Source organism: Puia sp. (assembly GCF_035546395.1).
Lineage (GTDB): Bacteria > Bacteroidota > Bacteroidia > Chitinophagales > Chitinophagaceae > Puia.
The window spans coordinates 686,183-699,888 of record NZ_DASZXR010000014.1 but is presented as its reverse complement, the minus strand read 5'-3'; the positions used below and the strand labels follow the sequence as shown (position 1 = coordinate 699,888).

General features: G+C 55.4%; 10 protein-coding genes. 4 read left to right on the top strand and 6 right to left on the bottom strand.

Translation table 11 applies throughout. The features are described 5' to 3' along the window. Positions 1-21: 21 nt before the first annotated feature. The 6 genes from VHE34_RS15640 to VHE34_RS15615 all read right to left on the bottom strand — a co-directional run bounded on the left by VHE34_RS15640 (position 22) and on the right by VHE34_RS15615 (position 7,169). Positions 22-552: a YceI family protein gene (locus VHE34_RS15640; RefSeq protein ID WP_325589571.1), complete on the bottom strand. Its 531-nt coding sequence runs from the start codon at positions 550-552 to the stop codon at positions 22-24. Between the two features lie 128 nt (positions 553-680). After that, positions 681-1,271, bottom strand: coding sequence for a hypothetical protein (locus VHE34_RS15635; RefSeq protein ID WP_325589569.1), 591 nt, complete (start codon positions 1,269-1,271; stop codon positions 681-683). Between the two features lie 72 nt (positions 1,272-1,343). Further along, complete coding sequence (locus tag VHE34_RS15630) at positions 1,344-2,396, bottom strand: lipid A-modifier LpxR family protein (protein ID WP_325589567.1); 1,053 nt, start codon at positions 2,394-2,396, stop codon at positions 1,344-1,346. A gap of 140 nt (positions 2,397-2,536) precedes the next feature. Continuing rightward, the gene (locus tag VHE34_RS15625; protein ID WP_325589565.1) at positions 2,537-3,613 is read right to left on the bottom strand and encodes a lipid A-modifier LpxR family protein; all 1,077 of its coding nucleotides are present in this window, start codon (positions 3,611-3,613) and stop codon (positions 2,537-2,539) included. Positions 3,614-3,653: 40 nt separating this feature from the next. Then, the gene (locus VHE34_RS15620) at positions 3,654-6,356 is read right to left on the bottom strand and encodes a glycoside hydrolase family 78 protein (RefSeq protein WP_325589563.1); all 2,703 of its coding nucleotides are present in this window, start codon (positions 6,354-6,356) and stop codon (positions 3,654-3,656) included. Between the two features lie 57 nt (positions 6,357-6,413). After that, a complete protein-coding gene (locus VHE34_RS15615) occupies positions 6,414-7,169 on the bottom strand; it encodes a DeoR/GlpR family DNA-binding transcription regulator (protein WP_325589561.1) in 756 nt (251 codons plus the stop codon). A 273-nt stretch (positions 7,170-7,442) separates the two neighbouring features. Between VHE34_RS15615 and VHE34_RS15610 the strand changes: the two genes are divergently transcribed. From VHE34_RS15610 to VHE34_RS15595, 4 genes are read left to right on the top strand one after another with little or no spacing between them, the layout of a single operon-like run. Then, the gene (locus VHE34_RS15610) at positions 7,443-10,589 is read left to right on the top strand and encodes a SusC/RagA family TonB-linked outer membrane protein (RefSeq protein WP_325589558.1); all 3,147 of its coding nucleotides are present in this window, start codon (positions 7,443-7,445) and stop codon (positions 10,587-10,589) included. An 18-nt stretch (positions 10,590-10,607) separates the two neighbouring features. Beyond that, positions 10,608-12,152 carry a SusD/RagB family nutrient-binding outer membrane lipoprotein gene (locus VHE34_RS15605; protein ID WP_325589556.1) on the top strand — a complete coding sequence of 515 codons (1,545 nt, stop codon included), beginning with the start codon at positions 10,608-10,610 and terminating at the stop codon, positions 12,150-12,152. Between the two features lie 5 nt (positions 12,153-12,157). Then, positions 12,158-12,628 carry a RidA family protein gene (locus tag VHE34_RS15600; RefSeq protein ID WP_325589554.1) on the top strand — a complete coding sequence of 157 codons (471 nt, stop codon included), beginning with the start codon at positions 12,158-12,160 and terminating at the stop codon, positions 12,626-12,628. A gap of 44 nt (positions 12,629-12,672) precedes the next feature. Then, positions 12,673-13,695, top strand: coding sequence for a sugar kinase (locus VHE34_RS15595; protein WP_325589552.1), 1,023 nt, complete (start codon positions 12,673-12,675; stop codon positions 13,693-13,695). The last annotated feature ends 11 nt before the right edge of the window (positions 13,696-13,706 follow it).

The window sequence follows — 13,706 nt, the reverse complement described above, 5'->3', positions numbered from 1 at the left end:
GCCTTCCGGCCCCCTTATATATTACGCTTTTACGAATTCCAGGTTGATATGGACCCGGACCTCATCGCTGACGATCAGGCTGCCGGTCTCGGTCACGCCATGCCAGCTAAGACCGAAGTCCTTCCGGTTGATCTTGCCGTTGACGCTGATCCCCGCGCGGGTGTTGCCCCAGGGATCCTTTATAACGCCGCCGAATTCGGCATCCAGCTTGACGGTCTTAGTGGTCCCGTGGATGGTGAGGTCGCCCCATACTTCATAGGAGCCGTCATTGTCGACGTTCTCGTATTTGGAGGCGACGAATTTCAGCTGGGGATAAGTGCCGGCGTCGAAGAAATCGGCGCTTTTCAGGTGTCCGTCCCGCTGGTCGGAACCGGTATTGATGGAGTCGATATCGGCGGTAAAGGTTGCTTTTGCGGTCATGAAGTCTTCGCCTTCCGTCTCAACGGTGGCGTCGAATTTGGTGAATTTGCCGCTAACGTTCGAGATCATCATGTGTTTTACCTTGAATTCCACTTCAGAGTGGGAAGGATCGAGAACCCATTTAGTAGCCATAACTGTGTTTTTTGAAGTTTAAACAATGACACAAAGTTATACTCAAAGCGTATGCCCGCCATTAACCTATATTAAGACTTCATGAAAAATGAAATACCGCCAGCCGGGGGGGGTGGCGGGACCGGGTCCTAGAGCCCAAAACTGTACGCTACCCGGAGAGTCACCTGACCGTAACTGTTGCCTCCGCTGCCTTCGCCTCCATTGTAGAAGCCGGCCGTCTCTTCCCACCGTACGCCAAGGTCGAGATAGTTCTTCGGCGCCAGCTTCAGCAAGACTCCCACTCCGGGGGTATAGGTGAAGGCTGCGGCCTTGTCGGCGTTCAGATCCGACTTGTTTGCGAGGAAATGTACACCTGCCATGGCCTGGACATAAACGAGATCGCTAAAGACGAAATACTTGAAACCCGCCTTCACCGGGATCGTCTGGACATTGATATTGGCGACGTCCTTCTTTGCGATGAGATTGTCATACCCGGCGTTGGCCGTAACGTAGAGGCCTGGGACAAAAACAGGAATGTCCAGTTGTACGCTACCGCCGAAGAGCCAGCCATAATTGTGTGCAAAGTTGCCGCTGGGAATACCAAATTCCGGACCCACACTAAGCCTCCATTCCTTATCGGTAGATGATGTAGTGCTACCGGCGGGTGTGGATGTTTGCGCTTTCGATGCAAATGCAAAACTTACTAACAGGACTGTTACAATTCCAATCTTACTTTTCATTTTCATTTTCGTTTGGTTAACTATTATTACTATCCGGTTTCAAAAAAGTTCGTTGAAGAAAAAGAAATTTATTTACAAACCGAAGTAGAGCGAGACATTGCCGACATCATGACAGTAAAGATGACGAAGTGTTGACGAAGAAACATTTTCTGTAATAGAGAATCCAAATTTGCCCTGAGAAAATACAAATCCATACGTGACGGAAGGCACCCAGGGTTCCAGTTGCGGCGCGCTTTGCGGCGCGGAGGAGGCCGGCTGGTCTTTGCCATCCGGTAAGAGATTCGGATTATGCGTAAACAGCCCGCCTTGTAACATCGCGTTTTGCGCGAAATATTGCAACTCCGGTTGGAAGATAAAATAGCCCTGCCAGTTTTTTCGTCCATTACGATCCCGGCCCGGACTCAGGTAGTGACTGAAGAACCCGTCGAACCAGGGCGTCATCCTACCCATCAGCAGTGTGGTTGATATTGCAGCGCCATTCTGCATCGTGCCGCCATAGACCCGCGCTCCTCCGATCAGCGTCAGCCAGCGGCTTGCCGTCAACAATTGTTTCTCGGCGGAGAGGTTGATGTTAACCAGGGCGTCGTTGCGAAACTGATGACCCCAGCCCATCGGCTGGGTGTAGTGAATGAGCCGGTGAAAGCCCGATTGTATCTGCTTTCCCAATGCCGACGGACCGATCAGTCCGAACACGAGCTCTGTTTGAACGGAGTATTTCTTTTCCCGGTTGATGGAATGACGCGAGTGGCTGGCGACGATACCTCCCGCATATTGGTAGTCGTTAGGTTGCCAGTCGGTCTTTGTAATATTGTCGGGGGTGTACATGATCTCATATACTCCCCAGCTGTAGACGTCTGTACTGCCAACACCGGCCGTCAGACCGTATTTACCGAGTATGCCGTGCGGATGATGTTCCGGCTGGTAGTAATAATCGATCCGGCTGCCATTGGTGTATGCATTGTCCGTTCCTTTTCCCCAGAAATTGATGTAGTCGTCGTCTTCGAACAGCCGAAGCATTTGGGTTATGCTGTCCTTATTATTGCTGGTTTGTGGAGTCTGTCCGCGGGTTGATCCAATCGTCGATAACCCTGCGATGATAAAAAGCAGTGGTAAAATTCTGTTCATAGCCTGTCTGTTTCGCCATTGTCCGGTCGTCAATTATTAATAGTTCCTGTCTTTCGATCTTTTTATTCGTCGACTAATATTACCGCTGCGGAGGGCAAAATGTTCGCGGGAAAAGTGGGAAAACGGGAATGCCGTAAAATTTACCAGCCAAAGTAGAGGGAAATATTGCCCCAGTCATGACAGTACAAACCTTTTAATGTCGCCGAGCTGACATTTTGGGTCAGAGTGATGCTGAAATTGCCGTTTGAGAGCACGCCGCCATAGGCAAGGGACGGCACCCAATGCTGTAGTGCGGGGATCGACGGCGGGGGTGGGGAAGAGGCAGCGGAGGACTGCTGCCGGTTTTGCGCGGACGGTTTGTCGGGCGCCTGCAGATTGGGATTGCCGGTAAAAATGCCGCCTTCCAACAGGGCATTTGTAAGGAGATACTGTAGTTGCGGTTTGGCAAAGAAATACAATTGCCAGCGCTTGTGACCTGCCGCGTCGTAGCCCGCCGTATATTGGCTGAAGAACCCGTCAAAATACGGATTCATCTTTCCCAGCAGGATCAGCGGATAGATCGCCGCGCCGTTCTGCATCGTGCCGGCATAGAGTTGTGCGCCGCCGATGATCCGCAGCGTTCCACCGGACTCTGCCAGCTGTTTTTCTGCGGTGAGGTTCACATTCAGCAGGAGGTCGTTGCGGAACTGCGTGCCCCAGCCCATGGGCTGGATAAAGCCTGTGAGATGATGAATGACGGACTGGGTCTGATGGGCCAGGGACAGCGGACCCAATGCGCCGATGACCAACTCGGTCTGCCAGTCATACTTCTTTACCGGGTTGTAGGAATACCGGGTATGGGTGGCGACGATCGCGCCGGAATAGGGATAGTCATGGGATTGGAAGTTGCTTTTACTGATGTCCATCGGCGTATACATCAGCTGCATCACTCCCCAGCCGTAGATATCGATGCTGCTGTCGCCGGCATGGGGTGCAAACCTGCCCAGCAGACCATGTGGCCGGTGAGCAGGCTGGTAGAACAGATCGATGCGGGTGCCGTTCGTATAGGCATCGTCCGTCGATTGACCGAAGATGTTGATCCCATCATTGTCCTCATAGATCCGCAGGATGCGCGTTACACTGTCTTTCCGGACGGCGAAGGGAGCTTGCGCCAAAGAGCGGACCGGCGCGGCGGCCAGACCGGAAAGCAGTAAGGAAAATAGTAGAGATCGCATCATGTCCTTTCTGTTACAAACAATTCTGGCAAAGGTTGCGCTTTTACTTGCTTACCCGAAAGTGGTAAGTCCCCGACCCGACCCGCACCAGCAGGTAGCCTTTTTCGATACCTTCGATTTGGATATCTTTTACGGCCGAGAGATTATTTCCGCCCTCGGTCACCAGTCCTCTGTCGACGGCCGGCAAGCATACCGTCGCCGTTGTATTGGCCGGGACGACGACCTCCAGGTGAAAGGTGTCATCCTTCATCTCCCAGTGGCTGCTGAGCTTTCCGTAGCCGGTCTCGAGATCGGCGGAGGCGGAGCGGAGGCGTCCACCCGGGTGGGGCGCGATCCGGCTGTGGTGGTAACCGGGACCGTCCTCGTAGGTGTCGATGCCGGCCACCACCCGGTACATCCAGTCCCCGATGGCGCCATAGGCGTAGTGATTGAAAGAATTCATGCCCGGCGTCTGGAAGGTACTGTCGGGCTTGATCCCATCCCAGCGTTCCCAGATGGTCGTGGCGCCCATCTTTACGGGATAGAGCCAGCTCGGATAGCTGTCCTGCAACAGCAGGCGATAGGCGACGTCCGTCTGGTTCCACCGGCTAAGGACATGACAGAGGTAGGGAGTTCCGAGAAAGCCCGTGGTCAGGTGATAATTGTAATCCTGGATGTTCTTTACCAGCCGTTCCGCGGCCTGCTTGCGCAGCGCCTCGGGCAGCATGTCGAACTGCAGCGACAGCACATAGGCCGTTTGCGTCCCGGACACCAACCTGCCGTCGGGGGTCATATATTCCTGCAGGTAGGCATCTTTTATGCGTTTCAACAGGGCCGTGTAATTGTCGGCATCCTCTTTCTTCCCCAGCACCGTTGCGGCATTGATGAGCAGTTGCGTCGAATGGGCATAAAAACATTGCGCGATCAAATATTTATCCGTCACCGCCGATCGCCCGTCGTTGTCGTCAAAGGGCCGGTAGAACAGCCAATCGCCGAAATGAAAACCGGTATTCCAGAGATCGTTCTTCGACTGTCCCCGCATATATTCTACCCAGGCCTTCATGCTGGGATATTGATCTTCGAGGATCCGCTTATCGCCGTAAGCCAGGTACATATTCCAGGGGATGATCGTGGCCACATCGGCCCAACCGGCGCTGGCGCTGGCCCCGTCGCCAAGGACATTGGGGATCACAAAGGGCACGGCGCCGTTGGAGACCTGGTCGGCGGCAAGGTCTTTCAGCCATTTGGCAAAGAAATTATCCACCCCCCGATTAAAGGCGGCGGTGCGCGAGAACACCTGCGCGTCCCCGGTCCATCCCAGCCGTTCGTCCCGCTGCGGACAGTCGGTGGGCACGTCCAGGAAGTTTCCCTGCTGGCCCCATTGGATATTATGCTGCAATTGATCGATCAGGACGTTCGAGCAATTGAAGTTACCGGTCTTCGGCATGTTCGAGTAGAGGACCACCGCGGTAAAATCATCCGGGTTGACGGCTCCGTCGACACCTTCGATCCGGATGTACCGGAAGCCATGAAAGGTGAAACGCGGCTCGAATATCTCCTCTCCACCGCCCTTCAGGACAAACACGTCCTGGGCCTTTGCGCTTCGCAGGTTCTCTGTATAAAAATTGCCTTGCTTGTCCAGCACTTCGGCGTGGGAGAGACGGATACTGTCGCCGGCCTTGCCTCTTATCTTCACCAGTACCCAGCCGGTTAGGTTCTGACCGAAATCGATCACTTTTTCACCCCTGGGCGTCGTCAGGAGCTTTGCCGCATGAAAGGTCTCGTGTTTCGTTACGGGCTCGTTGACGGTCGCAATGAGCTTATCCTTTGGAAGATCGGCCGTCTGCGCCGTCTCCCAGCGGGTATCGTCGAAGTCGGCAAGGCTCCAACCTTTTTGCTCTTTGCGGGCATCGACGGTCTCGCCGTTGTAGATCTCCGAATGACGGACCTCGCCGGTTGCCGTCTTCCAGCTGCCATCCGAGCCAACCGTGTCGGTGTGACCGTTCTTGTAGCGAATGACGAGCTGGAACAACAGCGATAGCTCGGTGCCGTAAACATTGTGTTGTCCTTCGAAGCCGACATATCCCCGGTACCAGCCGCTGCCGAGCATGGCGCCGGCCGCATTCTTACCGGGATGGACCAGGCCGGTAACATCATAGGCCTGGTATTGCAGTCGTTTGTTGTAGGAGGTCCAGCCGGGTGTGAGAACGGCGTCGCCGACCCGCTGACCATTGATCTGCGCTTCATAGAGGCCGTGTGCGGTGATATAGGCCGTCGCGGAGGCTATGCCGTTTTGCGCGATAAAGGTCTTTCGGAACAAGGGGCTCGGTTGGGAAGGGTCTTCGTTTGCCACCCGGATCCACTGTGCTTTCCAATCGGCGGGCGTAAGCAGCCCCATTTGCCAGGAGGCAGGCTTGCTCCAGCCGCTTGCGCGGCCTTTGTTATCCCAGACACGGACGCGCCAGAAATATTTTTGGCCCGATGCTACGGCCGGCCCGCCATAAGGGATATATAAGGACTGGTCCGATTGCACTTTCCCGGAGTTCCAGATTTTGCCGCTTTCGGGGCCATCGCCGACCTGGATCTCGTAGGCGGTTTGCAGCACGTTGCGGTCGGGAGCGGCAAGCTGCCAGCTGAAGCGCGGCTGTCTGCTGTCGATCCCGATGGGATCGGACAGGTTCTCGGTAAGGAGATGAGCGACTGTGATTTGGGCGGAGGAGGAAAATACGGTGAGTAAGAGGGTGGGCAATAGCAGAGATATTCTCATGATCAATGGCAATTATTAGGTCTGTTAATGGCCTTCGGCCGGCGGGCCCGTGGCCCGCTATAGGATAGTCAGGTTCTTCGCCCGATAGGACTGGAGCTCGGGACTGTCGGGTGACAATTCGGTGATAAGATAGTCTATTTCATCGATGTCTGCAATCTTCATCTGCATCGAAGAATTCAATTTTTCGGAGATCGCGATAATGGCCACCTTTTCCGCTGCTTTTATCATGGCCTTTTTTACCTGGATCGTTTCCCAGTCGGAGTCGGTGAGCCCGGCGCTGCTGTCGATGGCGTTCGTGCCCATGAGGCAGAGGTCGGCACGGATACCCGCCAGGTATTCGAACACCTCGCCGCTGACCGTCATCTGGCTGTACGTGGACAGCTGGCCGCCGATCATGATCGTCTTGATCATCGGTTTATCGAGAAGCTCGACGGCAGTGAGAACATTCACCGTGATGAAAGTGGCGCGCAGCGTGGTGGGGATCTTCTTGATGAATTCGCGCACAGTGGTTCCGCCGCCGATCAGGACGATGATATCATCCCTGAGCAATGGCAAGGCCTTCTCCGCAATTATCAGTTTGCTCGATTGCGCATAGGTCTTGGCGTCATGTCCGTAGTGATAGGCCGCCGACATCGCGCCGCCCTTGATCCTGATCAGCTGTCCTTCTTCGGCCAGCTCGTTGACGTCCCGGCGGATCGTATCCTCGGACACGTCGATGAGGTTGACCAGGTCATTATACATCAAACGGGTGTGAATATTCACTTGCTTCAGGATCAGACTTTTCCGATCTTTTTTTTGCAAGGCTACAGGCATGGAACCGGAAGGTTTTGGTTTGAGCATAACGGCTGACGGCGCTTTCTTGGATGGATAAAGATAGAACATTGCCGGGGTTGTAGGGGGATTAATTGGATTTTTTTGCATTTTTTGCATGGTTTCGTGCAATGCGGTCAAATGGCAGCCGGATTAGTACTGAAATATGCAAATATTTTGCAATTAATTTTCTCATTTCGCATTTTTTGCACTATATTCGGCTCAGGAACTTGCAAAAATTGCAAGAATCTCCAACCAAAGCTAAAAATACTGCTCATGACAAAATTCCCCAATGCCCTTCGGGGCCTCCTGTTGGGCTTCTGCTGGCTTCTTTTCCTCCCTGGCCAGGCTCAGTCCTCCGATCGTCATCTCAAGGGTACCGTGAAAGGACCCGATGGTTCGGCGCTTGCCGGCGCAACTGTTGCGCTTGCCTCCGATAAGAAGACCGCCACCGCCACGGATGCCGCCGGCGCATTTACCCTTACGTTGCCTCCTGCTTACAATGGACCGCTGGAACTGGATATCAGTTCTGTCGGTTTCGAGACCCGCAGGGTCTCTGTTGAACGGGGACAGTTGGTCGTCTCTGTGGTTCTTGACAATTCAAAGGCGTCGCTGAATGAAGTGGTCGTGACGGCCTTGGGGATCAACCGGGAAAAAAGATCACTGGGATACGCCGTAACGACGGTGAAAGGGGATGAGTTCACCCAGGCCCGTGAGAACAATATTGCCAATGCGCTTACCGGCAAGGTTGCCGGTGTGAACGCTGCCGGGCTGTCAACCGGTCCCGGGGGCTCCAGCCGCGTGACGATCCGCGGGAACGGGACGCTCGGTCCCGATAACCAGCCCCTGTATGTGGTTAACGGGATGCCCATCGACAACTCCGTTCCCGGCGGTCCGCCAACGGTCAATGGGATCACCAACAACGTCGACCGCGGGGATGGCATCGCCGGTATCAATCCTGACGACATCGAATCCATCAGCGTGCTGAAGGGCGGAACCGCAGCGGCGCTTTACGGCAGCCGCGCCAGTAACGGGGTCATCCTGATCACGACAAAGAAGGGCAGGGCGCAACGCGGGGTTGGCGTCGAATACAACTCCACCGCGACGCTGGAGAATGTAGCCGTAGTGCCCGATTTTCAATATACGTATGGTCAGGGTCTGGATGGGGTCGAATCCATCGACCTCAGCAGCGCACAGGCCTCGGGCCGGAAATCCTGGGGAGCGCTGATCGACGGTAACACAAACTATGTAGCGGTCGACGGGAAAAACCATCCCTATACGGCAAAGAAGAAAAACGTTCAGGACTTCTACCAGACGGGCTCGACCTTCACCAACAGTATCGCCTTCTCCGGCGGCAATGAAAAGACGGTGTATCGTTTCTCGGCCGCCGATCTGACCAGCAACGGCATCCTGCCCAAGACGAGCTATGACCGCAAGACGCTCAATCTTTCCCTGACCAGCAAGCTCACCGACCGTCTGTCCATCGATGCCCTTGCCCAATACAACCTGGAGACCGGCAAAAACAGGACCGGCGCCGGTGACGCGCTCGGCAACCCGAACTGGACCCCGCTGGAAATCGCCAACACGGCCGATGTCCGCTGGTTGAAGCCCGGCTATGACTCCAATGGCAACGAACGGATATGGAACGATGCCTCCATTGCTTCCAATGGCTATTTTGTGATCAACAAATACCAGGAGAAGGATACGAAGAACCGGTTCATCGGTCAGGCTTCCGTTTCCTACGAACTTTTCAAGAACCTCGTGATCAAAGGAACGGCCAGCGAAGACTTCTACAACTATAATTATTACAACATCCTTCCCACGGGTACGCTGTATGAACCCAACGGGCAATATTCCGGCATCAAGACCGATCTCTCGGAGTTCAACGGTCTCGTCACGGCTTCTTACAAGGGGAACCTCTCGAAGGATATCGGCATTTCCGCCGTCGTGGGGGCCAATACCCGTAAGAATTCGGAGAACCGGCTGACCCTGAGCGGCCTCAACTTCACGATCCCGTATTTCTACAGCTTTATCAATCTCAGTTCCGAATCCACCATCCCTTATTCGCCGCGCATCGGGACCAACTCCATCTTCGGATCGGTGGACTTCGATTTCAAGAGTCTTTTTTTCCTTACTCTTGGCGGCCGGGAAGACTGGTTCTCTACGTTGAGCCCTAAGAACAATCATATCTTCTACCCGAGCGTCGGAGGCAGCTTCATCCTCTCGGACGCGGTCAAGCTGCCGGAGTTCTTCAGTTATGCCAAGCTCCGCGGCAGTTGGGCGCAGGTGGGTGGCGGCGCTCCCGATCCGTATTCCATCAACCTCACCTACAGCAATGTGACCAGTAGCGGATCTACTCTTCAGAACGTGACGCCGGATGTCAATGGGAACAATGTCATCACCAATCCCAACCTCAAGCCCTATACCTCCACCACCTATGAAGGCGGCCTGGAACTGCAAATGCTGAAGAGCAGGTTGGGGATCGACTTCACCTACTACAACCGGCAGACGACAAACGATATCGTCAATACGGCGATCTCTACCACTTCGGGGTATAGCAATGTCATCCTGAACATCGGCGAACTGCGGAACAGCGGGGTTGAGGTGCTGCTGACCGGCAAGCCGGTCCGGACCCCCAATTTCAACTGGAATGTCAGCTATAACGTCGCCTACAACTCCAATAAGGTCGTACAGCTGGCGCCGGGTCTTCCGCTGATCCAGATGGCGGCCAGCGTCAACGCCTGGGCAACACTCGACCAGGTGGTAGGCCGTCCCTTCGGCACCATTCTCGGAACGAGGATGACGCGTGACGCCAAGACGGGGCAGATCGTTTACAGTCGTACCACACATACGCCGGTGGCCACCACGGCCACACAGGTGCTGGGGAACAGCGTGGCGCCCTACACCATGGGCCTCACCAATGAGTTCCGGTACAAACGCTTTAGCCTGAATGTCCTGCTGGATGGGAAATTCGGGAATAAGATCTTCTCCATCTTCGAACTGTACGCCACCCGGATGGGTAAGCTGAAGAGCACCCTGCCCGGACGGGCCAACGGTCTCGAGCTGAAAGGCGTTGACCAGTCGGGTGCGGCCTATGACACGGTCATCACCCAGGCGAATGGGGTATTACGGAATTACTACGACAACAATAAGACCTATTCCGAGCTGTTCCTCCATGACGGCAGCTTTGTCAAGCTCCGGCAGGTGATCTTCTCCTACCAGCTGCCGATAAAGAACATCTCCACGCTGAAGATCCAGTCGGCCAATATCTCCTTTGTCGCCCGCAACCTGTTCATCCTCTATCGCAAGACGCACAACTTCGATCCCGAACAGAGCTTTACCAACAGCAATAACCAGGGCTTCGAATCGATCGGGCTTCCGCGGACGCGGACCTATGGGTTGAACCTTGCCGTGAAATTCTAAAAAACAAATCAAGACACAATGAAAAATCTCAATAAAGGAATTTTGATAGCGGGGCTTGCGGCCTTCGGGCTGTCCTCTTGTGACAAGGGTTACAAAGACCTCAACACAAACCCGGACGCGGTGAGCAAACCGACTCCCCAATACGTCTTTACGCTGGCCGAATATAATGGCGCCGGCGCCGGCGGCCACTATGGCTCGAGCAGTTCCGACCTGTTGCTGGGCACTATGCAGTATACCACCAGCTATAATGATGTGGCCGGATTTGGATCCAAGTATATCCAGAGCCAGGTTCAGCAAACGGGTTCGGCCTTCGGCGCCGCGTACCCCGATGAGATCAACCAGCTGAATATCGTCATCAAGGCGGTTAAGACCGATCCCTCGAAGGTGAACTGGCTGGCCATCGCCCGGATCTGGCGAGCCTATTGTTTCATGCGCCTGACGGACCTGTATGGGGACGTCCCCTACACCGAGGCCGGATTGGGTTACGACTCCGCGGTCTATAAACCCGCCTACGATCCGCAGTCGACCATCTATCCCAGCCTGTTGTCCGAGTTGGATGCCGCGGCGCAAAGCCTCGACGCGACGAAAAGCTCCTATGGATCGGCCGACCTGATCTACGGCGGCAGCCCCGCGCAGTGGAAGAAGTTCGCCTATTCCCTGATGCTCCGGATGGGCATGCGGCTGACGAAAGTCGATATCGCTTCCGCCCAAACCTGGGTGACCAAGGCCATCGGCGGCGGCGTCATCATGCAGGACGCCGATATCGCGATGATGCACTATATCTCAACCGGGCAGGATATCAACAAGAACCCCGAGATCCTGAACCTCTGGAACAGCGACTATATCGCTCAGAATGGCCAGACCAATACGGAAGGCGGTAAATATGCGGACAGCTGGATCAGCTATCTGCAGTCTACCAACGATCCCCGGCTGCCCATCATCTCCATCGTCTGGATCGGCGGCAAGCCGGATACCACCTCCTACAAGCAAAAGGGGATGCCGCAGAATATTCCCAATAAGCTGCCGGCTAATTTCATTACTTACAGTGAACCCAATCCTGCAACGGTGTTGGGGCTCGGCTCGCCGAAGCTGCTTTTCACCGCCGCCGAATCCTATTTCCTTCTGACCGAGGCGGCGCTGCGGGGATGGTATAGCGGGGCCACGGCAGTGTCGCTGTATGAACAGGGGGTCCGGGCGGCGATGCGTCATTGGTCCATTATCGCCGGAAGCGCGGGGACCATCCAGCAGCCGGCGATCGATGCTTACGTCGCCAACAATGCGCTGGTATCGGGAACCCTGGATCAGCAGCTGCGGCAGATCTATACCCAGTTCTGGGTGAGCATCTTCCCGAATGCCGACGAAGTGTACAACAACTATCGCCGTACGGGCTACCCGGCGCTGGTGCCCAATAATTACCCGACGAACGCGACGGGCGGGCAGATCTTCCGGCGATTCGAATATCCGATCTCCGAACAGAACCTGAATACGACCAATTACAATGCGGCTGTCGCCCGCCAGGGCGCGGACGATCTGATGACCCGTATCTGGTGGGACAAACAATAGACGGCATGGAAAACATTTCCGCAACGGAACAAATAAGCCGGTTGGGTCTTAGCCTGCCACCGGCGCCCTCCCCGGTGGGGGTGTACAAACCGTATCTGATCGAGGGCAAGACCCTCTATCTGTCCGGGCACGGTCCCGTACAGGATGACCAGAGCCTGATCATCGGACGGATCGGCAGAGAGCTGGACATGGAGGCGGGAAAGCTGGCTGCGCGCCAGGTCGGACTCACGATGCTCTCGACGATCGTGACCCATTTGGGCGGCCTCGATAAGATCAAGCGGGTCCTGAAGGTCTTCGGCATGGTCAATTGCATCCCGGAGTTCGAACGGCATCCCTATGTAGTCAACGGTTGCAGCGAGTTGTTCGCCTCGGTCTGGGGTACCGACAACGGCGTCGGCGTACGCAGCGCCGTCGGCTTCGGGTCCCTACCGGATAATATCCCGGTAGAAATCGAGGCAGTGTTCTTGTTGCATTGACATTTTTTACCGTATAAAAAAGAATTATTGTGTAGGTTTGGTAGGTGAAAAACAAGATCGAACTGGTCGCATTCGGCGAGCTGATGTTGCGATTGCATGCCCGCCAGAACAAACGTATCGCGCAAACAGACGGTTATGACGCCTATTATGCGGGCGCCGAGGCCAACGCCTGCGTGCTGCTCTCGCGGCTCGGCATCGGCGTCGATTATGTCACCATATTACCGGACAACGAGATTGCCCGTACGGGCGTCAGGCAACTACAGGGGCAGGGAGTGGGAACGGATCATATCGTCTACCGCGGAGAAAAGCTGGGCGTCTATTTTACCGAGCAGGGTAACGGCATCCGGTCCACCCGCGTCATCTATGACCGCGACGGCTCTTCCTATGCGCTGGCAGGACCCGGCGCAGTGGACTGGCGCAGCTGCCTCGGGGGAGTGGAATGGTTCCATTGGAGCGGGATCTCGGCGGCGGTGTCCCAGTCGTCCGCTGACGCTTGCGTGGAAGCTCTTGGCGTTGCCCGCGAGAAAGGGGTTCGCATTTCCGCAGATTTCAATTACCGCACGACGCTCTGGAAATACGGTAAGCATCCCCGTGAAGTGATGCCCGGTCTGTTACAGCATAGCAGCGTAGCCGTGGCCGACCTCGATTCGGCGGCGGTTTACTTCGGCATCGAGACGGACAGGACGGCCTCCCATGAGGATCGGTTCAGGGAGTGCAGTTCGGCGCTTGGGGAGAAGATACCGAACCTGGAAGTGCTGGCGATGAGCTTTCGCACTCCGCACGGCATCCAGCACGGCTATGCCGGTGCATTGTTGTACAAGGGAGAATGCTATTTCTCCACCCGTCATGAGCTACCGTTCATCACCGATCAGATCGGCAGCGGAGATGCTTTCACGGCGGGGATGTTGTACGGGCTCATGCGCGGCCTGGCGCCGCAGGACATCATTGAATTCGCAGCGGCCTGCGGCGCGCTGAAGCAAAGCATCGCAGGCGACTGGGCGTTGATCAATCGTGCCGAAGTAGAACAATTCATCCAACACGGCTCTACGGGCCGGATCATTCGTTGAAATCATCAAAA

Bases quoted from the DNA above. Each gene is read 5' to 3' on its own strand.
- VHE34_RS15640 (WP_325589571.1), bottom strand. From the start codon at position 552: ATGGCTACTAAATGGGTTCTCGATCCTTCCCACTCTGAAGTGGAATTC.
- VHE34_RS15635 (WP_325589569.1), bottom strand. From the start codon at position 1,271: ATGAAAAGTAAGATTGGAATTGTAACAGTCCTGTTAGTAAGTTTTGCA.
- VHE34_RS15630 (WP_325589567.1), bottom strand. From the start codon at position 2,396: ATGAACAGAATTTTACCACTGCTTTTTATCATCGCAGGGTTATCGACG.
- VHE34_RS15625 (WP_325589565.1), bottom strand. From the start codon at position 3,613: ATGATGCGATCTCTACTATTTTCCTTACTGCTTTCCGGTCTGGCCGCC.
- VHE34_RS15620 (WP_325589563.1), bottom strand. From the start codon at position 6,356: ATGAGAATATCTCTGCTATTGCCCACCCTCTTACTCACCGTATTTTCC.
- VHE34_RS15615 (WP_325589561.1), bottom strand. From the start codon at position 7,169: ATGCCTGTAGCCTTGCAAAAAAAAGATCGGAAAAGTCTGATCCTGAAG.
- VHE34_RS15610 (WP_325589558.1), top strand. From the start codon at position 7,443: ATGACAAAATTCCCCAATGCCCTTCGGGGCCTCCTGTTGGGCTTCTGC.
- VHE34_RS15605 (WP_325589556.1), top strand. From the start codon at position 10,608: ATGAAAAATCTCAATAAAGGAATTTTGATAGCGGGGCTTGCGGCCTTC.
- VHE34_RS15600 (WP_325589554.1), top strand. From the start codon at position 12,158: ATGGAAAACATTTCCGCAACGGAACAAATAAGCCGGTTGGGTCTTAGC.